Origin of the sequence: Bradyrhizobium sp. HKCCYLRH2015 (assembly GCF_051168215.1) — a bacterium.
GTDB lineage: Bacteria > Pseudomonadota > Alphaproteobacteria > Rhizobiales > Xanthobacteraceae > Bradyrhizobium.
Genome location: NZ_JBNPUO010000002.1, coordinates 91650 through 111979 on the forward strand (window position 1 = coordinate 91650; position 20330 = coordinate 111979).

At 65.0% G+C, this 20330-nt stretch carries 16 protein-coding genes and 1 tRNA gene; 9 read left to right on the forward strand and 8 right to left on the reverse strand.

Annotated elements, in window-relative coordinates; translation table 11 throughout:
* Positions 1–74: 74 nt before the first annotated feature.
* Together ACQR1H_RS04530 and ACQR1H_RS04535 are read right to left on the reverse strand one after the other, a co-directional pair.
* The gene (locus ACQR1H_RS04530; protein ID WP_315802622.1) at positions 75–1454 is read right to left on the reverse strand and encodes an ABC transporter substrate-binding protein; all 1380 of its coding nucleotides are present in this window, start codon (positions 1452–1454) and stop codon (positions 75–77) included.
* A 141-nt stretch (positions 1455–1595) separates the two neighbouring features.
* Positions 1596–3545: an AsmA family protein gene (locus ACQR1H_RS04535; RefSeq protein WP_434846805.1), complete on the reverse strand. Its 1950-nt coding sequence runs from the start codon at positions 3543–3545 to the stop codon at positions 1596–1598.
* 310 nt (positions 3546–3855) lie between these two features.
* On the opposite strand from ACQR1H_RS04535, the gene ACQR1H_RS04540 reads away from it, so the two are divergent.
* Positions 3856–4584, forward strand: coding sequence for a CoA transferase subunit A (locus ACQR1H_RS04540; RefSeq protein ID WP_315802623.1), 729 nt, complete (start codon positions 3856–3858; stop codon positions 4582–4584).
* Positions 4584–5234 (forward strand): 3-oxoacid CoA-transferase subunit B, encoded by a 651-nt coding sequence (locus tag ACQR1H_RS04545; protein WP_315802624.1) that lies wholly within the window; start codon positions 4584–4586, stop codon positions 5232–5234. The genes ACQR1H_RS04540 and ACQR1H_RS04545 overlap by 1 nt, the downstream gene beginning before the upstream one ends.
* A gap of 8 nt (positions 5235–5242) precedes the next feature.
* Here the strand turns inward: ACQR1H_RS04545 and ACQR1H_RS04550 are convergent, their stop codons facing one another.
* From ACQR1H_RS04550 to ACQR1H_RS04565, 4 genes are all read right to left on the reverse strand, one after another.
* Positions 5243–6964 carry a hypothetical protein gene (locus ACQR1H_RS04550; protein WP_316179759.1) on the reverse strand — a complete coding sequence of 574 codons (1722 nt, stop codon included), beginning with the start codon at positions 6962–6964 and terminating at the stop codon, positions 5243–5245.
* Between the two features lie 178 nt (positions 6965–7142).
* Positions 7143–8024: a formylglycine-generating enzyme family protein gene (locus ACQR1H_RS04555; protein ID WP_316217925.1), complete on the reverse strand. Its 882-nt coding sequence runs from the start codon at positions 8022–8024 to the stop codon at positions 7143–7145.
* Between the two features lie 52 nt (positions 8025–8076).
* On the reverse strand, positions 8077–9171 hold the full coding sequence (gene nirK, locus ACQR1H_RS04560; RefSeq protein ID WP_434846782.1) for a copper-containing nitrite reductase: 1095 nt from the start codon (positions 9169–9171) through the stop codon (positions 8077–8079).
* Between the two features lie 344 nt (positions 9172–9515).
* Complete coding sequence (locus tag ACQR1H_RS04565; RefSeq protein WP_315802628.1) at positions 9516–9725, reverse strand: hypothetical protein; 210 nt, start codon at positions 9723–9725, stop codon at positions 9516–9518.
* Positions 9726–9935: 210 nt separating this feature from the next.
* On the opposite strand from ACQR1H_RS04565, the gene hemN reads away from it, so the two are divergent.
* The gene (gene hemN, locus ACQR1H_RS04570; protein ID WP_434907216.1) at positions 9936–11288 is read left to right on the forward strand and encodes an oxygen-independent coproporphyrinogen III oxidase; all 1353 of its coding nucleotides are present in this window, start codon (positions 9936–9938) and stop codon (positions 11286–11288) included.
* Positions 11289–11366: 78 nt separating this feature from the next.
* Positions 11367–11570, forward strand: coding sequence for a DUF1858 domain-containing protein (locus ACQR1H_RS04575; RefSeq protein ID WP_409997929.1), 204 nt, complete (start codon positions 11367–11369; stop codon positions 11568–11570).
* On the opposite strand, the gene ACQR1H_RS04580 is transcribed toward ACQR1H_RS04575, so the two are convergent.
* Positions 11571–12290, reverse strand: a complete 720-nt coding sequence (locus ACQR1H_RS04580) for a Crp/Fnr family transcriptional regulator (RefSeq protein WP_434907217.1) — start codon at positions 12288–12290, stop codon at positions 11571–11573. It lies immediately after the preceding gene.
* Positions 12291–12460: 170 nt separating this feature from the next.
* Here ACQR1H_RS04580 and ACQR1H_RS04585 point away from each other — a divergent pair, with 170 nt between their 5' ends.
* The gene (locus tag ACQR1H_RS04585; protein ID WP_434907218.1) at positions 12461–13672 is read left to right on the forward strand and encodes an NnrS family protein; all 1212 of its coding nucleotides are present in this window, start codon (positions 12461–12463) and stop codon (positions 13670–13672) included.
* Here the strand turns inward: ACQR1H_RS04585 and ACQR1H_RS04590 are convergent.
* A complete protein-coding gene (locus ACQR1H_RS04590; RefSeq protein ID WP_434907219.1) occupies positions 13657–16986 on the reverse strand; it encodes a PAS domain-containing protein in 3330 nt (1109 codons plus the stop codon). The genes ACQR1H_RS04585 and ACQR1H_RS04590 overlap by 16 nt on opposite strands.
* Positions 16987–17318: 332 nt before the next feature.
* On the opposite strand from ACQR1H_RS04590, the gene ACQR1H_RS04595 reads away from it, so the two are divergent.
* The 4 genes from ACQR1H_RS04595 (at position 17319) to ACQR1H_RS04610 (ending at position 20281) form a co-directional block, all read left to right on the forward strand.
* A complete protein-coding gene (locus tag ACQR1H_RS04595; RefSeq protein ID WP_315802632.1) occupies positions 17319–17699 on the forward strand; it encodes a phasin in 381 nt (126 codons plus the stop codon).
* A gap of 204 nt (positions 17700–17903) precedes the next feature.
* On the forward strand, positions 17904–18338 hold the full coding sequence (locus ACQR1H_RS04600) for a phasin (protein WP_315802633.1): 435 nt from the start codon (positions 17904–17906) through the stop codon (positions 18336–18338).
* Positions 18339–18599: 261 nt separating this feature from the next.
* Positions 18600–18676: transfer RNA gene (locus ACQR1H_RS04605), tRNA-His, on the forward strand.
* Positions 18677–19603: 927 nt separating this feature from the next.
* Positions 19604–20281: a ParA family protein gene (locus ACQR1H_RS04610; protein WP_231327589.1), complete on the forward strand. Its 678-nt coding sequence runs from the start codon at positions 19604–19606 to the stop codon at positions 20279–20281.
* The last annotated feature ends 49 nt before the right edge of the window (positions 20282–20330 follow it).

Below are 20330 nucleotides of genomic sequence, written 5' to 3' on the forward strand. Positions count from 1 at the left end.
ATCCCGGCCGCATGCGCTGCGGCCGGGATTTGGTGTCTTGTCAGGATCTCGCCAGTGCCTCGCGAGGCGAGAGACTAGCCGGCGACCTCCTTGAGCCGCGCGATCAACTCGTCGACGGCCTTCTCGACCGGCACCTTCTCGCTGACAACGCGGTTCATCGCCTTCGCCCAGACGTTCTCATTGTTGAGGATCGTGAACTTGTAGTTCTTGGTGAAGTCGAACGGCGTGGTGCCGCCGGTGAACTGGGTGTACACGGCCTTGCGATGGCGGTCGGCCTGCCAGAACGGGCTCTTCTGGCCGGCGGTCGTCACCGGGAACCAGCGGCCCAGCGCGCCCTCGACGTAGGGACCGAGGTTCTCCTCCTGCATCAGGAACTTGATGAACTCCTTGGCCTGCGCCTTGTGCGGCGCATTGGCGAAGATCAGGCCGGTCTTGACGTCGGAGCGGTACTTGATCGGCGTGCCGTCGGGCTTGTTGGGGAAGGACGCGGTGATGATGTCCTCCTCATAGGCCTTCTTGCCGGCCGCGCGCTGCTCGGGTGTCAGCGCCGGGTTGGTGGAGTCCTCGAACCACTTGGCCGCGATCGAGATCGTGAAATTGTGGGTCATCACGATCGTCTTGTTGTGGAAGGCGACGTTGTTGTCCGGATCCTTCCACGTCGTGGACGAGGGCGGCGTGCAGCCCTTGATGTAGGTGTCGGTATAATCCTTCATCGCCTTGACGAGGCCGTCGCGCACCTTGGGGTCGTCGACCAAGAGCTTGCCATCGTCATCGACCAGCTTGACGTTGTAGGCGTCCATGAAGGTGTAGAACGACTGGAACGAGTCGGTGGATTCCACGCCCATCGGCTGGCCGACGCCGTAGATGCGCTGGCCGGTCGCCTTGCGGATCGCCGGCTGCACCTTGTCGCACCAGAACGTCCAATAGTCTTCCCACTTGGTCGGGATGTCGCTCTGCTTGAAGCCGGCCTTGCCCAGCATGTCGCCCCAGATCTGGACGTGCATGCTCTGCTGCTTCAGCGGGAAGCCGTAATAGGCCTTCTTCTTGGCGACGTTGTTGTAGAGGTAGGCGGTCTCGAGCGTGTTCGGAGCGAACGCCGACTTCATCGGCTCCAGGATGTCGGTGAGATCCTCGAGCTTGCCTTCGTAGGCCCACTTACCCTGCGCCTGAACGTCGTAGGTGTCCGCATAGGCTACGTCGGGCACGGTGCCGGAATCGAGCGCGGCGACCGTCTTCGGAATCATGTCCTGGATTGCGTATTGCGACAGCTCGACCTTGATGCCGGTCTTGGCCTCGAACTTCTTGACGACGTTGAGCAGCGCATCGTCCTCGGACTTGTAGAAGCCCTTGCTCCACCAGATCGTGATGGTGTCCTGAGCGATAGCTGGTGCTGCAGCGCAAAAAAGCCCGGCGGCTACTGCGATTGAAAGCGCACCCATTCCCCTGGATTTCACATGTCTCTCCCTGATCCGCCGATCTTGCTCGATCGGTTGTGGCGGACACTAGCCCAGGGACCCGACGTGATCCAGAAGTAATATATCAGACATAGGTCGTGGCGGCGGCCGCGTCTCGGCACGCGAAGCAAGCCGAGTTGGTCAGTTCTGCTTGGTGGGAGTGCCGCCCGTCGGCGCGTCAGCCTGCGGCGCATTGTCCGGCTGGGCCGGGCGCAATCCGCCGCCAGTGAATCGTTCCAGCACCGAGCGCACCGCATCCCTCGTCTTGCGGTCCTTGACTGCATCGAGCAGAGGGGCGGCGGCCGGGGCGCGGCGGATCAGGCTTTCCGGATCGGGAAAGATCAGTGGATCTTCCCAGGGGCCCTGGACGACGAAAGGCAGTTCGAAGCCGTTGCTGCCATTGCCTGACGACAGCAGGCTCGCGACGCCCTTGAAATCGTATTCCCGTGTCGGCACCGAGGCCGTACCGGTCATCGTGATGCGCGCGGTCGGGCTCTCGACGCGGATGTCCTCCGCGGTCGCGATACCCTCGGAGAATTTGACCGCGATCGTCAGCGAATCGTAAGGCGTCGAGCCGGAGCGGAAGCTGCCGCCGCGCGACAGCGGGCTGCGCTCGAGGCGCTTCAGGAGCTGCTCGACGTTGAAGCCGGAGATCGCGCCATCGCGGCCCTGCAAATTGGCGCTGCCGTCGAGCGACTGGGCGAGCCCGAACGGGCTCGAGCCCGAAGCCGTCAGCGAGACGTTGAGATTGCCGCGTCCCGACAGCGACGACACGCCGAACATCTCGTTGGCGCAGGCCTGTAGATCGACATCGTTGAATTGCAGCTCAGCCTTCACGTCGGCCACGGTGTCGGCCCGGGCGATTCCGAACGAGCCGCGCACGATGCCGCCATACATCTGAGCCTCGCCGACCGAGAGGGCGAGCACGCCGTTGCGCAGGTTGGCGCCGAAGGCCGTGCGTCCGATTTTCGAGGAGCCGACCGTGACCTTTGCGGCCGATAGCCGCATGTCGAGGTCGGTGGTGGACAAGGCCTTGAGGTCGAACAGTTGCCGGTTCCAGTCGCGCGCACCATTGGCCAGCAGCCGGACTGTCGAGATGTAGGGGGTGAAGTCGAGCGCGTCGGCCGCCAGCGTAGCCTGCAGCGTCTGCCGGCCGTTATTGGCGTAGGTCATCACGCCTTCGGCGGTGTTGCCGTCGAGCTCGACGTTGACATTGGTGAGGGCGACCGAGGCGCCGACCACGTTGGCGCGGGCACGCAAGGCGAAGCGCCCGAAGCCGCCGCCGCCGAGCGGCGTCTGCCCCGTCCAGCGCAGCGCATCGCGGAGCGACGGGCTGTCCACGGTCAACGTGCCTTCCATCAGCGCGCTGGTGCGGTTCGCGACCGTGCCATCGAAGGCGACCTTCAGTGGCGGGCTGGCGAGACGCATCTTCAAGCCCGACCGGTCCCCCGACAGCGCAGCCAGGAAGTCGCTGACGCTGATGGAGCCCTCGATGCGCTGGCCGCGCCAATCGAACTGCCCGGTCGCCGCGAACGAGCGCGAGATCGACGGCCAGGCGAGCGACAGATCGATATCGTCGAGCCGCTCGGAAGCATGGTGGTCGGTGTCCTCGTAGACCAGGATGCCGTCCTGGATGCGGATCTCGGAGAACGACATCTGGCTGTCGGGCCCCGGACGCATCGTGCGCGCGATGGTCTCGATGAAGGGAGTCCAGTTGCTGTTGCCGTCGGCCTCGCGGGTGACGTTGATCTGCGGCCGCAGCATCATGACATCGGCGATTTCGAACCGCTGCAACAGCAGCGGCAGCAATTGCAGATTGGCGGTCAGCACGTCGACGCGCAGGGCCGGATCCTCGGTGCCGCTGCCCTTCAGGCCGACATCGTGGAACGAGACGTAGCTGCCCGGAAACAAGGAGACGTCGATATGTCCGTTGACGACGAGCTCGAGCCCGGTCACGGCGCGGATCTGGTGCTCCACCGCCTGCCGCAGTGCCTCGCGATTGACCAGCCAGGAGCTCGCCAGCAGGGCCACGAACGCGATGCCCAGCAGCACCGCGATCGGTGTGCCGAGGCGCCTCATTCCTTGGGCCATGGTCACGGACATGTCCTGGGATCGTCGGATCGCTGGTTGCGCGGGATGGGCAGGGTGCGCCGAAAACCCCTGCCAACATCAACAACTTGATGCGCTTTCTTGACGCTTTCAAGGCCACGCCGCCGGTGTGGCCGGATTGCGGCGGATCCCTGATATTCCTGACTCCGGATCGCCCCGGAGGCGCAGGCTGGCGCCACAGCTAAAGCAGGATGTGCGCGTTGGGAAGGCATCATTGACGCATTGCGAAGATTTCGCCTAATAATCCGGTCGATATCCGCGCGGTCGCCGCTCTGCATCAGGTCATTTCCGTATGAACAAGGTCTATCCGGACGCCAAATCCGCCCTTGCTGGCCTCCTCAAGGACGGCATGACCATCATGTCGGGTGGGTTCGGTCTTTGTGGCATCGCAGAAACCCTGTCCGACGCCATTCGCGAGTCCGGGGTGAAGGACCTCACCGTCATCTCCAACAATGCCGGGGTGGACGGCATCGGCCTCAGCCGGCTGCTGGAGACACGGCAGATCAAGAAGATGATCTCGTCCTATGTCGGCGAGAATAAGCTGTTTGCCCAGCAATATCTGGCCGGCGAGCTGGAGCTCGAATTCTGCCCGCAGGGCACCCTGGCCGAGCGCATCCGCGCCGGTGGCGCCGGCATCCCGGCCTTCTTCACCAAGACCGGCGTCGGCACGCTGGTCGCGGAGGGCAAGGAGGTGCGGGAGTTCGACGGCGAGAAATATCTGATGGAGCGCGGCCTGTTCGCCGATCTGGCGATCGTGCACGCCTGGAAGGGCGACACCGCCGGCAACCTCGTCTACCGCAAGACCGCGCGCAACTTCAATCCGATGATGGCCACTGCGGCCAGGGTGACAGTCGCGGAGGTCGAGCATCTGCTGCCGGCCGGCCAGATAGATCCCGACCACATTCATACGCCCGGCATCTTCGTCAAGCGCATTATCCAGGTCGGAACCGAACTGAAGCGCATCGAGCAACGCACCGTGCGCAAACGTGAAGCCGCCGCTGCAGCCGGGGAGGAAGTCTGATGGCCTGGACGCGAGAGCAGATGGCGGCGCGCGCCGCCAAGGAGCTGCGGGACGGCTACTACGTCAATCTCGGCATCGGCATTCCGACGCTGGTCTCCAACTTCATTCCGCCGGGCGTCGACGTCGCGCTGCAGAGCGAGAACGGCATGCTCGGCATGGGTCCGTTCCCCTATGAGGGCGAGGAGGATCCCGACCTCATCAATGCCGGCAAGCAGACCGTCACCGAGCTGCCGATCACCAGCTATTTCTCGTCAGCTGAATCCTTCGCCATGGTCCGCGGCGGCCACATCGACCTGTCGATCCTCGGCGCCATGCAGGTCGCCCAGAACGGAGATCTCGCCAACTGGATGATCCCCGGCAAGATGGTGAAGGGCATGGGCGGCGCGATGGATCTCGTCGCCGGCGTCAAGCGCGTGGTCGTGGTCATGGAGCACAGCGCCAAGGACGGCCCGAAGCTGCTCAAGCAGTGCACCTTGCCGCTGACCGGCGAGCGCGTGGTCGACATGGTGGTGACCGATCTGGCGGTGTTCACGATCGACAAGCACGGCAATGACGGCATGGCCCTGATCGAGCTCGCCGATGGCGTGACGCTCGACGAGGTCAAGGCCAAGACCGAAGCCGAGTTCCGGATCGCGCTCAAGAATGCCTGAGGGCGCGACTACCAGCGACGGCACAGCATCTCCGCGACCTTGACGGCGAGCCGGCACGCAGCATGCCGTGGCGGGCTCGCAGCAGCGGGCGGCGCGGTCTCCGCCAGCCCCTGGATGATGAGGCACGGCACACTGCGGCTGAGGCAGATCAGCCCCATCGCATAGGCCACGTTGTCCGTCGCAAGCGCACCTGGAAACGCTGCTGATATCTCGGCATCCGTGCCGTCGCCATCGCACGTCACTGTCATTCCTTCGAAGAACACGCCGATGTCATCCAGCATGCCATCCGTGGCCTCGTGCGCGAGGCGGCAAAGCTCGGGGTCGGCCGGAATGATCATTCCGCTGTCATCGACCGAGGGCGGCTCGGCAATGCTGAGCGCGTCGCGCAGCTTGATCTGAATCCGGAATGGCGCGACCGAGGTGGCAATGACGAGGTCACCGGGGCCGGCCCCGACGAATCGCGGGCCGCGGGAGACGTGCGGGAGATTCGGTCCCAGTGCCTCGGCCCGTCCCGGCATGATCAGCCACTGCGCCCCATGCTCTTCGATCGCCACTGCGGCCGCGCTCGCCACCTCGGCCATCGATCGCCCGAGGCATACGACCGCATGGAAGCAGGAATGCCTGATGATGGCGCGCGCCGCGTTGCGCTGTTCAATCAGTGTGCCCGGGCCCATGGCCTGGACCAGGGCTTCGATATCCTCCGGCGTTTCGACCACGAAACCGATCGTGTTGGCTTTGGCATGGAGAAATCGCAGCGCGTCGAGCATCGCGTTGATGCTGGCCTTCTCCCGACCATCGAGCTGCTGCCACAGCGCTTCGAGCACATCCAGGGAGGCCTCGATGCCGGCGCCGATCACGCCCTGGCCGAGCGGGCGGCCGGGTGTCTCACAACGGTAGAGCTCCTCCAAGGCCTGCTGGACGGTTCTGCGGTCTTTGACGGCGTAGGCTCCTTGCAGGATGCGCGCGAGAACCTGGGCGCGCTTGCCAAGTTCGAGCGGAACGGCAAGCCAGGCAAAATCAGCCAGCTCGGCGGCCTGCTCGCTGGCGGCACGCTGAAATTCGCCGACGACCTGACCGTAGTGCCAGCTCAATTGCCACGGGGTCACCTGCCTCCCGCGATACCTGCCGCGCTCGATGCGTTCGAGCGATTGTGCCTGCAACTCGTTGCGCAGGTCGGGATCCATTCCCGATGCGCGGGAATCCAGCAGCCGATAGGCGCGTGTTGCGATCGCCGGTCCGAACCATTCGTGCTCGGGGTCGCCGACCGAGAGACCGCTGGGCATGCGGATGTGGACCGTCCTGCGAAACTGGTCGAGCTCGCGTTTTGCCACCTGGGCCGCGGTCACCGAAACCTGCTGTACCTCGAACAAGCCGTCGACGACACTGGCCCAGTCCCAGAAGTCGTCGCCATAGAACGGAATGCGATATTGGCGGCTCGCGACGATCCGTGCGCAAACCTGTTCGATGGCGGGAGCCACACGATCCAGAATATCCTTGCGCGCCAGCGCGCCGTCCGTGAGACATTGGTGCACGAGACGCGCCGCGCCCGCATTCACCACATGCCAGTCCTTGGCGGCGAACTTAGGCGATGTCCGCAGATATTCGAGCGCGTCGATGAGGCAGCGTCCAGCCAGTGCGCGAGGCGAATCGTCGTCGAACCAGCTGGTGTTGCCAATTCCGTAACCATGCAGGTCGGACGTGAAGAAGACCGGCGGATGTCGAGAATTCACACTCGCCTCCTGGTCCGCTCATCGCGTCTCTCAACGGAAATTGTCTAACGTTTGTAGCTTACATCTCGCAACCGAAAGTTGATTTTGCATGACTGTCATTTGTGCCAGTGTCAGGGCACCGCCGATCCGGCACCGGCGTCGGCTGCTGTCGAACGTGCTTGAGGCTGAGCATGCCGCGTCATGCGCGAATGGCGCCGAGGAGCCGGCTGAGGCGCTGCGTCAGGCTGCGGCTCCATGAAGGCTGTTCGCGGACCAGGCGGAAGCCGAGATTGGCAGGTGGCGTGCCGGAGGCGCACCCGCCGGCGCGCGCGTCGCGGATGAAGTCGGTCACGTAGGCTCGATGCGCGCCTTCGGCCAGCCGCACGCCGCAATTGCTGACGGTCTTGGTGACGCGACCTGCACTATCCTGCATCTTGCGTGTGAAGCAGGTCGAGGTCCATTCCCAGACATTGCCCGCCAAGTCAGCAACGCCGTGCTCATTGATGCCGAAGCCGCCGAAGCCGCGCGTCTCGGAGTCCTCTTGCAGGGCGGCTTCCCGTTCGTAGCGGGCAATCCAGCGCCGCGAGGGATCGGCGTCGTCGATCGAGACGCCATCGTCCTTGAAGCGGCTGCCCGCCGCATAGGCCCACTCGGTATCGGTCGGCAGACGATAGCTGTGGCCGGTCCGGCGTGAGAGCCATTCAGCGTAGGCCACCGCGTCATGCCAACTCACCTGCACGGCCGGGCGATCGATGGCGATGGGAACGTTGCGATCGAGCGCGCGGCACGCATGCGCTTGGACGCAGGCGTGGTAGTCTGCGGCACTGACCTGGTTCGTCATGATCGTCAGCGGATGATCAAAGCGGACCGTCGTGATGGGAGCTTCGGCCTGCCGCCCGCTGCGGAGATGGTCACCGGAGTCGCGGTAGCTGATCGTACCGGGTGCGATCTCGGTGAGGGCAGGGCCGTCGAGGCCGGCAGCGCGGTTTGGCAGATCTGCAAGGATCGGTGCCATTGCGGTCGGGCCAGCCAATCCGACGACGCAGGCGATGGTGAGCTTGATCTTGAAAGCGAGCAGCATGGCAGCACACTCAGGAGAGTGGGGGCCGGATACGCCGGCCCCCCTGGGCCGATCAGTTCGTCGTGCCGGTCGGAATGTCCGCCGGGGCTTTGACCTGCGTCATCAGGTCGTCATTCCACTTGCCTTCGACCTTGAAATGGGCGGTCGCGCCGAGATTGGCCGCCTCGATCAGGTTGTGGGTGACGTAGGCGTAGATGCCGGGCTGCAGGAATTTGTAGAGCGCGGCGCCCGCCGAGCCGCCGCGGATGAACCAGGTCTCGAGCCCGGTCTCCGGCGCGTTCGAAAATTTTCCGGTCTCCCAGACATAGTCGCCGTGGCCGCCGATCAGATGCGGACGACTATCGCGATTCGCCTGCGAGTGCACGATCAGAACGTTCTCGCCGACATTGGCCGTGAGCGCATTCTTTCCGGTGAGCGCGCCGGCCTTGCCGTTGAACACCACATGGGTCGGCGTGAGCTTGCGCATGACCTCCTCGGTGTCGCTATAGGCTTCGCCGGGCGAGTCGTAGGACTTGAAGTTTCCCTTGTCGTCGCGCGGGACGTAGAGGTCCTGCTCGCCGATGTAGTAGATGCGATCATAGCGCAGCGCGTGTCCGCGGCCGTCATTGAGACCGTCGCGCGGCAGCACCATCACGGCGCCGTTCATGCCGGAGACGACATGCCAGGGGATCATCGGTCCGCCGGGAGCGCAGTGATAGACGAACACGCCGGTCCGCGTCGCCTTCCAGCGTAGCACGACCTGCTCGCCCGGATTGACCAGGGTCAGCGCGCCTCCGCCCAGCGCTCCGGTCGCGGAGTGGAAGTCGATGTTATGCGGCATGCTGTTGGTCGCGGGATTGACCAGGGTCACTTCGACATAGTCGCCCTCATGGACCACCATCAGCGGGCCCGGCATCGAGCCGTTGAATGTCATGGCCTGGAAAGTGGTGCCCTTCTCGTCGATCACCATCTTCTTCTCCTGGACCACGAGCTTGAACTCCATGATCTTGGGCCCCTGCTTCGTCGCCTGCTCGTGCGCATGCACGAACGGCGGAGCCACCAGATCGACCTTCTGGCGCGGCAGTTTGAGGTCTTCGGCAACAGCGGGAGCCGCAAGCATCATCGCGGCGACGGCTGCACTGAACATGGCGGTGCGGCGGGTCAACATGGATCGCTCCTTCATTGGATCTGTTGTAGTGCCGCAATCAGCATGCTCCCGTTGGAACTCGGCTTGTTTGTGCTGCAACAAGCAACTTCGCAATTGCGGAATCAGACGGCGGATTTCGAGCGAGATTGGCGCGACTGTACCCGCGCAGAGCGCTAATGAGTTGCATCGGCGCGCAGTTTCTTGGGAGGCCGGACAGGGTGCGGAGCAAAGCGGGGCAGACTGTCCCGCGCGACTACGCGATTAGACGGGCCTCTATCCGTTTGCCGATACAGCACGAGAATCGCGGGCGCTATGATGCGCGCTTCAGAGCAGAGCCCTGGACCGACAATGGGCTCCCGAACTCATCAGCTCAGCCAGCGCACCGTCAGCAACACAACGAAGGCCACTGCTGCCGCGATGCAAAACACCGTGGTCATGAACATGGCGATGTTGCCGAGCAGGCCCGTTGGCCCCGACTCGTCACGGAACGATTCGAAGCCGTCGGACTGGGGGATATGGCCGCGGATGCCGGCGAGGAGAGCAAATGAACGGATCAGCAGTTGCAGAGCTTCCATTGCGGCTTCCTCGAATCGTCAACAAATCAATGATGACGTGAAATGAGCCGGCCACTTTGAGGAAGCGCAAAGTCCGCGGTGATCACCGGCGTTCTACTGCGTCAACAGGTATCTGCCGGCCGCGCCTTGAGAAAGCTCAAGGCCGTCCCTCTTGCCTTGTGTCAAGAATCTTCGAACCCCAGGTCGACACGCTCAGGTGATAGGCAGGACATGAGACCAGATCTTGCAGCATGCTACGGACAGGAGCGCCTCCCGCGCTACACCAGCTATCCTACGGCGCCTCATTTCTCCGCCGCGGTCGGCCCGTCCACCTACGCAGAATGGTTGCGCGCGATACCAGCGAGCGCGACGGCATCGTTGTACCTGCATGTGCCGTTCTGTCGCTCGATGTGCTGGTATTGCGGCTGCAACACCATGGTCGCCAAGCGCGACGAGCCCATTGCGGTCTACGAATCGGCGCTGCGTTGCGAGGTCGACATGGTGGCGCGCCAGATCGGCCGGCGGCTACAGGTCGGGCACATTCATTTCGGCGGCGGCACGCCCACCATCATGGCGCCGGAGTCCTTTGTCGATCTCGTCGGATCGCTGCGCCATTCCTTTTTCGTGCTGCCGTCGGCGGAGATCGCCATCGAGATAGATCCGCGCACGCTGACGCCGGAGATGATCGCGGCGCTGGAGGTGAGCGGGGTCAATCGCGCCAGCCTGGGCGTGCAGAGCTTCGATCCGCGGGTGCAGCAGGCCATCAACCGGGTGCAGAGCTTCCAGCAGACCGCGGCGGCGACGAACGGATTGCGTCAGGCCGGCGTTGCCGGCATCAACTTCGACCTGATCTACGGACTGCCGCATCAGAGCGTTGAGTCGTGTCTCGACACCGTCCGGCGCGCCATCGACCTGCGCCCCGACCGGCTCTCCGTATTCGGCTACGCTCATGTGCCATCGTTCAAGACGCACCAGCGCAAGATTCAGGACTCGGCGTTGCCGGACAGCCTGGAACGCTACGATCAGGCCTGCGCGATCGCTGACGCGCTGAAGGACGCAGGCTACGTGCAGATCGGGCTCGATCATTTCGCCTTGCCCACGGATCCCATGACCATCGCGTTCCGCGAAGGCCGCCTGCATCGCAATTTCCAGGGCTATACGACCGATGCAAATGATCTGCTGCTCGGCTTCGGGGCCTCGGCGATCGGGCAGCTGCCGCAAGGTTATGTCCAGAACGCGCCGCAGGTCCGGGCCTATGAGCAGAAGATCGCCTCCGGCAGCCTCGCGACCGTGAAAGGCTATGGACTGACCGATGACGACCGCCTGCGGGCCGACATCATCGAGCGCATCATGTGCGACTACGGCGTGGACCTCGATGTCATCTGCACCCGCCATGGCACGGACACCGACGACATGCTGAGATCGGCGCCGCGGCTGCAATCGTTGATCTCCGACGGTGTGGTCGAGCTCAACGGCGGTGCGCTCGCGGTGACCGAGCATTCCCGGTTCCTGGTGCGCAGCGTCGCCGCGGCGTTCGATGCGCATCTCGACGCGTCGAAGCAGCTGCACAGCCGGGCGGTCTGACCGTCGAGGTGCCGCGGTGCTTGTGCCGCGACAAAGACCGCCAACGGCATGCCCGCTACCATTCGCGCTGGAGCTGGAATGGAGGCGCGCATGCCAATCTCCTTCGATGAACTGGTCGACGATGTCATGCGGCGAAGCCCGGAGACGATCGGCGTCTTTCTTGCTTTCCAGATGCGTTGCGTCGGTTGCCCGATCGCCTGCTTTCACAACGTCGCGGATGCCTGCCACGAGCATGGCGTCGATCCCGACGCGTTCCTCTCGGCGCTGTGTGCCTGCGCGTGATCAGCTACGCGATGCGGCCGCATCGCCGGCGCCCTGCTGCGCCAGCAGCACGATCTTGTGCGGCTCGCGCAGGACGATCTTCTGACGCCCGCTTTCGACCAGGCCGAGCTGCTCCCAGCCGGAGAGGATGCGGCTCACCGTGTGCAGCGTCGTCCCGGTCATCTGCGCAATGTCCTGCCGGCTGATCGGGAAATCGATCTGCACGCCATGATCGAGCTTGCGGCCGGCCTGGTTGGCGAGACGGAGCAGCGCATGCGCGATGCGCTGCTCCACCTGCTGCGTCGACATTTCGATCACGCGCGCATGGGTTTCCTGCAGCCGCTGGCCGACCGTCTGCAGCGTGTTCGCCGCTAGCGACGGGAACTTGGCGACCAGCCGCGGCCATGCGGCGGACGGCCAGGCCAGCACGACGCTGTCATCGACGGCGGTCGCTGTCGCCGGATAATGTTGGAGCCCGATGGCGGGGGCGACGCCGAAAGTGTCCCCTGGCACCACATAGCGCACCACGATCTGGTCGCCGGTCGGCGTCGTCTTGCTGGCGCGGACATGGCCGTGGAGCAGCAGGAAGAACGAGGTCGCATCGGCGCCCTGCTCGAACACCGCGCCGTTGCGGGGGACGCGAAGGGAGCGGGCTTCCCGCAGCACGTCCGTGAGATCCTCAGCAGACAGCCCTGCAAACAGCGGCAGATGCGCGACCAGCGAACGGTCGATGGAAGCCATGATGTTCTCCGGGCCGGATTCAGCTTAAATTTGCGGCGCTCAATAGCACGTTTTTGCGATCCGTCGGAAGTTTGTGCTGGCGCAAGCCATATCGGGCGACGCGCAACTACATGTTAAGCACAGCGCCGCAATCGGCGCAGTTCCCGTCGTTTCATCGAGCGAGCATGCACATGGCCATTCCACGCAACTATCAGGGCTGGACCGTCCTCGCCAACGGGTTCAGGCCGTTCTTTCTGCTCGGCGCGCTCCAGGCTGGGCTGGCGATCCTGATCTGGCTCCCGGCCTTTTACGGTGAGCTGAAGCTGAGCTCGGGCTTTGCCCCCCGAGACTGGCACGTGCACGAGATGCTCTACGGCTACCTGCCGGCCATCGTCACCGGCTTCCTGTTCACCGCGATCCCGAACTGGACCGGACGGCTGCCGATCCGGGGCCTGCCGCTGCTCACCCTCGTGCTCGTATGGACGGCCGGACGACTGGCCGTCACGGTGTCTGCGCTGGGGCCCTGGTGGGCCGCGCTGCTGATCGATGCGAGCTTCCTTGTGCTCGTCGTCCTGGCCGCGGCGCGCGAGATCGTCGCCGGGCGCAACTGGCGCAATCTGCCGGTGGTCGCGATCGTCACGATGCTGTGCGCCGGCAACATTGCGTTCCACGTCGAGGCTCATCTGCGCGGTTCGGCCGACTACGCGATCCGCATCGGCGTTGCCGTGATCGTGCTGCTGCTCGCACTGATCGGCGGCCGCATCACGCCGAGCTTCACCCGCAACTGGCTGGTCAAGCACAATCCCGGCCGGCTGCCGGTGCCGTTCGGCCGCTTCGACCTTGCCGTCGTCCTGTTCAGCGCGCTGAGCCTGCTCGGCTGGATCCTGGCTCCCGAAAGTGCGGCAACGGCGCTCGCGCTCGCTGCGGCCGGCGCGCTGCACGGGGCGAGGCTCGCGCGCTGGGCAGGTGATCGCACCTTGCGCGAGCGTTTGCTGGTGATCCTGCATGTCGGCTATTTGTTCGTGCCGCTCGGCTTCCTGCTCACGGCCGCCGCCAGCCTCGGATGGATTCTGCCGAGCGCGGGGCTGCACGCCTGGATGGTCGGGGCCGCCGGCATCACGACGCTCGCCGTCATGACGCGGGCCACGCTCGGCCACACCGGCGAGGCGCTGACGGCCGCGCCCGCGACCCAGGCGATCTATCTGGCGATCATCGTCGCAGCGGTCACGCGGGTCTGCGCCGTGTTGGCGCCGACGCATGCCGAGGCGCTGCTGCACGTCGCGGCGTTGGCCTGGATCATTGCCTTCGCCGGCTTCGTGGTGGCGTTCGGTCCGCTCCTGCTCGGCCTCAAGCGTCGTTCACTGGCGGTGCGACGGGCGGGATCGGCTCAGCCGGTGCTCTGATTGCGCGCCACGGCGCGCGAGAACACCACCTCGATCAGCGTGCCGGATTTCGGCGCCGCCTTGATGTGAAACTGCGCCCGGTTGGCCTCGACCAACGCCTTGGTGAGCGACAGGCTGAGACCGGCGCCGTCGGAGCCTTGCTCGGCCGCCGAGGGCGCACGGAACGGTTCGAGCGCGGCGGCCACCTCCTGATCGTTCAGGCCATGACCGGTGTCGCGCACGCGCAGCGCGACCTCGCCGAAATCGGTCAGCGCGGTCGAGACGATGACCTGGCCGCCGGGATTGGCCAGCGAGATCGAGGCCGAGATCAGGTTCATCGCGATCTGGCGCAGCGCCCTGACGTCGGCGATCACCGGCGGCAGCAGTTGCGACAGCGAGGTGCGGATGATGATGCGGGCGCGGTTGGCCTGCGGCTGCATCGCTGCGACGCAGCCCTCCACCAGCTCGTTCAAATTTTGGCTGGTGAAAGCGAGCTCGAGCTTCCCGGTCTCGATGCGCGACAGCTCCAGGAGATCGTCGATCAGGGACACCACGCGCTCGCCCGAGGCGCGGATATCCTTCATGTATTCGGCGTAGCGGGTGTTGCCGATCGTGCCGAAACGTTCGCCGATCATGACCTCGGCAAAGCCGATGATCGCGTTCAGCGGCGCGCGCACCTCGTGGCTGATCCGGGCGAGCATGTCGGCCTTGGCGTTGGCGGCCCGATCGGCGACGCGACGGGCCTGCAGCAATTCGCTTTCGCCGCGGCGGAGCTGCGACAGATCGCGAAACACGGCGAAGAAATTCGGACCGTCGGTCCTGGTCCGGCCAATTGCCATCGACAACGGAATGACGCCGCCCTGAGCGATCTTCCCGAGCACCTCGTGGCCCTTGTCGAGCCCGCTCGACGCGCCGGACTGCTGCGCGCTGTCGAGATGGTCGAGCACGAGGCGTGCGCTCTCCGGTGCGAACAGCTCGATCAGGTTGCGGCGGACCAGCGCCGCGCCATCGTAACCGAACAGCGCCTCGGCGCTGCGGTTGCAGGCGTGGATGTTGCCGCCGGCGTCGAACATCAGGATGCCCTCGGCGGTGACGTCGAGGATCGCCGCCAGATCTTCGGCTTCGGCGTGGCCCGCAGCCGGAGGCGGGGCGACGACCAGCGCGGCGGGGGCCGGGGCCGGCATCGGTGCCACGTCGGTCGTCGGAATCGCAGCCGCAGGGCCGGGCAACGGAGCGAAGATCAGGGCATGCGCGCTATCGCCGTCCCAGGTGATCGTGAACAGGCGGGCTTCCGCCTTCACCTCCTCGCTGGAGGAGCCGTCGGCGGCCGAGATCGTGACGGGAGTGCCGGCCTCGGACTTGTTGGGTGCAGATGACACGCCCGGCTCGACATAGAGCGCATCGAGCCCGCCGGCCTGCTCCAAGGCCGCAAGGTCGGCGTAGCCCATCTGCTTGAAGAAGGCCGGGTTACCGTAGAGCAGGCGGTCGAGCCGGTAGATCAGCATGCCCGTGGGCAGCAGGTCGAGCAGGATGCGGTCGCGCTGGCTGTCGCCCTGGGCCGGCGGCTCCTCGGGTGTGAGCCATTCGGTGTGCAGCTCCGCGCCTTGATCGGGCGCCGTCTCCGTCGCCGACGGAGCCTGCTGCGGCGGCGGGACGAGCGGATCGCTCATTCGCGATCCCGGCTCGGGCACCACGCCCTGGACGTCCGCGGGCGCGTTGCGGATCTCACCTTCGAGGCGGGCCGACAGCTGGCGCGCGAGCTCATGAAACGCACTGTTCTCCACCGGCGTGAGCACAGGATGCTTGGACTCGCCCGGAGCGCGGAACGGGACCACGTTCCCGGTCGTTTCGAGCCCGATGCCCTCGATGTGGTGTACGTCCGGCGCAATGGAAGCCTCACGCGATGACGCAGTGACGTTGTCCTGCTGCGGCGGCACATCTGCGGCCCGCACATGGTCGGATTGGGCAAGCTCGGTTTCGTCGGCGTCCGGAACATCGGTCGCGGCTGCATCGGTCGATGCGGGGCGACGCAGTGCGGCCAGCCGGTCCAGGGCGTCGAGGTCGCGACAGACACCGAAGCCGCGATAGCCGGCATGGGTCCTGTCCTCCGCCAGGACGGGCAGTCCCGACAATTCGACCGCAAGCCGCTCGCCCTCGGCGGGCCAGCTGACGACGAGCCCGCTCCAGGTCTCTTTCGTTTCGATCGCGGCACCGACCCGCCCGTCGGGATCGAGGCCTAACGATGCAGCGAGCTCATGCCAGGGACGGCCGAGCTCGGCGGCGCCGTGCCGCCCGATCAGGTGGGTGAATTCATCGGAGCCGATCGAGAACCGTCCCTCGGCATCCATCTGCCAGGAAAATCGGAGCGGATGGCGACGGCCGACTGAAGGCTCCGCCGCGCCGGATTCGGCAGGATGCGCGTGATCTTCCGTTTGCGGCGCCGGCGCCTTGAACAGATCAGCTTCGGCCGGATCGTCGATCAGCAGGAACTCGGCCGGCGCGTCGTTCGACAGCGCGGGGGATTCGTCGTCGGTTTGGCGTTCAGTCATTGCATCCATCGGAAGAGGAGGCGAAGTCACGACCGCGGGCCCAGCGGCAACATCCACGGGGGCTGATGATGCCGGGGCGGCATCTGCGGTTGGCTCAGGTATTGGCGCCGAGCCCGGTGCCTCGATCTCGTCGGCAGGGGCCGGCATCGGGACGGCCACCAGCCCGACCTGATTGCCGCTGCCGATGCGGTAGAGCGCTGCGCGCTCCGTGCCGAACGTCACCTCGGCCATGCCATCGGCCAGCGCCGCCCTGCGTATCTCGACGAAATCCGGCTCGGTCAGGTCGCGCATGCCGAACAGGCGCCGTCCGGCTGAACTAATGCCGGCGAACTGGCCGTCCTGGGTGAATGCGATCAGCGCATGCTCGCTCGTCTCCGCCAGCCGCTTCAGGCGATCCGCCAGTGGGAAGCTACGTCCACCCCCGTCAGTGCTGGTGATCAGCACCGCGCGCGTGCCATCGGGCAGGTCGATCCTGGCGCAGCCGCAGGTCGCGAGCGTGCCGAGCGGCGCGCCGAAACCACGTAGACGTTCCAGCCGCAAAGCGCCGGTCTCGGGCAGCCGCCGTCCCAATTGAGCGACCTGGCGGCGATGCGCGTCGGCGGGGCCGAACGTTTTCGCGATCAGCGCCGCTGCGCTTGTCGCACCGAGGGCGCGCGCACCGGCCGCATTGGCCCACAGCACACGGCCGCCATCGGCCGACCATAGCCAGGCCGGCAGACTGCCGGCGGCGTGGACGGCCAGCCGGGGGTCGCTGAGGGCCTGCAATTCGAGATCGGCGTGGGTCATGGGCGACGACGGCGAACGGCTCTTGTGATGTTGATCGGCCGTGGATGACCGGCGGCCGGAACTGGAAGCGTTAAGAATTCGTTACTATCGCGCGTTTTGAGGGCCGAGGTCCACGGCGGGGCCGCACTCCTGTCCTGCTAAAGCTTGGATAACCTTAATGTGTTCCTCGTGAGCCCCCCGGGCTCGGAATCGCGGCGAAACCGGCATGGACCGTTGCAATCTCGGCTCTCGATAGCACGATGATACCCTGGACTGGTTCGGGGCCGCTCGGCAGCGGGAAAGCTGCTGAGAGACGAGGGCGCAGCCAATCGGGACTTCAGAAGGAGGAAAGCATGACCGACGATGGACGACGATTCGAGATTCCGAAAGACGTGCGGGCAATGGCGGAGGCGGGCTTCGACCAGGCACGTCAGACGTTTGAGAAGTTTCTGGCCGGAGCGGAGGCGACGGCCGGCTCGCTCGAACAGCGCGGTGCGACAGTGCGGGCCGGAGCCAAGGACATCGGCTCCAAGGTCTTGTCCTACGCGGAAAAGAACGTCCAGTCGTCGCTCGACTACGCCCAATCGCTGGTCCACGCCAAGGACCTGCCCGAGGTGCTGCGGCTGCACAGCGAATTCGTTCAGGGCCAGATGCGATCGCTCGCCGAACAGGCAAGCGAAGTCGGCCAGGCCATCGGCAAGGCCGCGATCGACGCAACCAAGCCCAAGGCCTGATCAGACATGCCTCGATCCCCCTTTTTCTGGAAGCGGGCGCGGCAACAGTTCCTGATAGTGGAATTTCCGTTGCGTTGCACAAAAGCGCCACGATATAGCTCTACGCGAGGTTGTTACCTCCCAGGGGCGGTTCCTCTGCGTGATCCGAAGTGACTTCCCGATTGCCGGGCCGGTCCAGTCTCAATGTTTCGAAGGATGCATGCCATGACCAATGCCACCGATCCTTTCTCCGCGTCGATCATTCCGTTCGAGGTTCCCGAACAGGTACGCGCGCTCGCCGAAAAAGGCGTGTCGCAGGCCCGCGAGAACTACGCCAAGTTCAAGGACGCTGCGGAAACCCACAATTCGGCCATCGAGGCCTTCTTCGCCAACGCCAGCAAGGGCGCCGGCGTCTACTCGTCGAAGGTCATGGAATTCACGAAGGCCAATACCACCGCGTCGCTCGACTTCGCCCAGGAGCTGTTCGGTGTGAAGTCGCCGTCGGAGGCGATGGAGCTGTGGACCGGTTTCGCGCGCAAGCAGTTCGAGACCTTCACCGCCCAGGCCAAGGAGCTCGGCGAGCTCGGCCAGAAGGTTGCGGCCGAGACGGTCGAGCCGATCAAGGAAAGCGCCACCAAGCTGTTCAAGACGGCAGCCTGAGGCAGCCTCAAGTCTCGCCAGGTGCGCGATGCGGCCGCGCGCCGGCATGGACGGCGGTAGATCCAGAACCCGGGCGCGTTGCGGCCGGGTTCGATGCTTTCTGGGCTTCCCGCTTGAACGGGGGCTCACTCGGGCCGAAACGGCGTCAAAAAACGCAGTCATGGCAGGGGACTTTATCCGTTCTCGGCCTTGCCAAATTCGCCCGTTGCACCTAGTTTCCGGCCCGTTCGGACGCTCCTCGCGGGCAGTCCCATGGCGGATGCAGTTGTAGCTCAGTTGGTTAGAGCGCCTGTCTGTGGAACAGGAGGTCGGTGGTTCGAGCCCACCCAACTGTACCATGGCCGGGACCATCGCTGGGCCGTTCGCAAGCTCACCTCTATCCGTGCTCCGCGTCCCATTGATCGTGCGCCGTGATTGGTCGCCCGTCGCGACCTCTCGCGCATGGCTGTGGCCGGGGCGTGGCCGCAGAGCTTTGCCCGCGGAAGCCTGAGCCCGGTCTCCGTATTTCGACGGATATATCGCCGGGCGTGCGCTCGCTTGCGGTTTGCCGCGCCGGATCGGTAGCACGGCGTGGCACTGTTGCTTGCGAATCCGGTCTCCTTCAATCACACTTTGCGGCAACGAGGGGGAGGGGACGATGAGAGGGATTGATCTCGATCCACGCATCTCTGCCGTACTGATCGTAATGGCCGCGCTGTTAGTCCCCGTAACCGCACGGGCCTATACCGCCGAGCAGGAGCAGGCATGCACAGGCGATGCGTTCCGGCTTTGTAGTTCCGACATTCCCGACGTCGATCGTGTCACCGCCTGCATGGTTCGCCGCAAGGCCGAGCTGTCGCCGTCATGCCGCGCCCAATTCGGGCCGCCAGAGCGCCAGGCAGCGTCATCTGGCCGTGCGGAACGGCCGATGAGCATTCGTCCTGTCACCAGGAAGCCGGTCACTGCGCGCGCTGGCAAATCGAAGAAGTCGACGCGACCAGACGCGACCTGAGCGATGCCGATTGCCGCCTTTGGCGGCACTCGGCATGACCGCAGTCTTCGGACGCACACCTCGATGCGCAGCCTCAACATGTAAATGCGATGGGGCATGACCGGATGTTGTCGAACATCGCCGCCTGATCTGCTGTTTTGCCTGCTTTGGTGTGACTCAAAAACCAATGCGTTTCGGCAATCAGGAGTTACGTCTTATCAATCGCTAAATTTATCTTCCGCGAATCAGTCCGCTGATTCATTTTCGCTGCCGGGGTCAATCTGGAGGCCAAGGTATGAACGTTATTGTTTTCGCATCGCGTAAGGGCGGTTCAGGCAAGAGCACCCTGGCCGCCCATCTCGCTGCGCAGATCAAGTCGAGCAAGTCTTGTCTGCTCATCGATGCCGACCCTCAGGGGTCGCTCACGCTTTGGCACAAGCTGCGCGGCACCAACGAGCCGCCGATCAAGACGGCCGTGAACTCGGTGAGCGCGATCGTGTCCGCCGCCCGCCGCGACGGCGTCGAGTGGGTGCTGATCGATACGCCGCCGACCATCTCGGCCGTCGTCGAGGATGCGATCAAGAATGCGACCATGGTGATCATCCCGGCCCGCCCCGGCGTGTTCGACGTCAACGCGGTGCAGGAGACGATCCAGACCTGCCGCGCCGCGCGCAAGCCCTACGCGGTCGTTCTCAATGGAGCGCCAGCGCGCCGCGACGATGCCGAAAGTCCGATCGTCACCATCGCCCGCGAGGCGCTGGCGAAGTTCAAGGCCCCGGTGTGGGGCGGCCAGATCACCAACCGCGCCGATCTGCTGATGGCGCTGGGCCAGGGTGAAGGCGTGCGCGAATATTATGCGGAGGGCCGTGCTGCGGCCGAGATCGCACGCCTCTGGGCTGCGATCGAGCGTTCGGTGCGGGCTATTCGCGGTACTGTGTCGGCCAACGGCGCCATGCACAAGCAGGCGGCCTGATCGCGGCATCAGATGGGGCATCGACGCGCGGTCCTCCGCGCGTTTTTTG

What these genes read in the sequence shown, in the direction of transcription:
- ACQR1H_RS04610 (WP_231327589.1), top strand. Translation starts at nt 19,604, where the DNA reads ATGAACGTTATTGTTTTCGCATCGCGTAAGGGCGGTTCAGGCAAGAGC.
- ACQR1H_RS04590 (WP_434907219.1), bottom strand. Translation starts at nt 16,986, where the DNA reads ATGACCCACGCCGATCTCGAATTGCAGGCCCTCAGCGACCCCCGGCTG.
- ACQR1H_RS04595 (WP_315802632.1), top strand. Translation starts at nt 17,319, where the DNA reads ATGACCGACGATGGACGACGATTCGAGATTCCGAAAGACGTGCGGGCA.
- ACQR1H_RS04575 (WP_409997929.1), top strand. Translation starts at nt 11,367, where the DNA reads ATGGAGGCGCGCATGCCAATCTCCTTCGATGAACTGGTCGACGATGTC.
- ACQR1H_RS04585 (WP_434907218.1), top strand. Translation starts at nt 12,461, where the DNA reads ATGGCCATTCCACGCAACTATCAGGGCTGGACCGTCCTCGCCAACGGG.
- ACQR1H_RS04600 (WP_315802633.1), top strand. Translation starts at nt 17,904, where the DNA reads ATGACCAATGCCACCGATCCTTTCTCCGCGTCGATCATTCCGTTCGAG.
- ACQR1H_RS04580 (WP_434907217.1), bottom strand. Translation starts at nt 12,290, where the DNA reads ATGGCTTCCATCGACCGTTCGCTGGTCGCGCATCTGCCGCTGTTTGCA.
- ACQR1H_RS04545 (WP_315802624.1), top strand. Translation starts at nt 4,584, where the DNA reads ATGGCCTGGACGCGAGAGCAGATGGCGGCGCGCGCCGCCAAGGAGCTG.
- ACQR1H_RS04565 (WP_315802628.1), bottom strand. Translation starts at nt 9,725, where the DNA reads ATGGAAGCTCTGCAACTGCTGATCCGTTCATTTGCTCTCCTCGCCGGC.
- ACQR1H_RS04555 (WP_316217925.1), bottom strand. Translation starts at nt 8,024, where the DNA reads ATGCTGCTCGCTTTCAAGATCAAGCTCACCATCGCCTGCGTCGTCGGA.
- ACQR1H_RS04535 (WP_434846805.1), bottom strand. Translation starts at nt 3,545, where the DNA reads ATGGCCCAAGGAATGAGGCGCCTCGGCACACCGATCGCGGTGCTGCTG.
- nirK (WP_434846782.1), bottom strand. Translation starts at nt 9,171, where the DNA reads ATGTTGACCCGCCGCACCGCCATGTTCAGTGCAGCCGTCGCCGCGATG.
- ACQR1H_RS04540 (WP_315802623.1), top strand. Translation starts at nt 3,856, where the DNA reads ATGAACAAGGTCTATCCGGACGCCAAATCCGCCCTTGCTGGCCTCCTC.
- hemN (WP_434907216.1), top strand. Translation starts at nt 9,936, where the DNA reads ATGAGACCAGATCTTGCAGCATGCTACGGACAGGAGCGCCTCCCGCGC.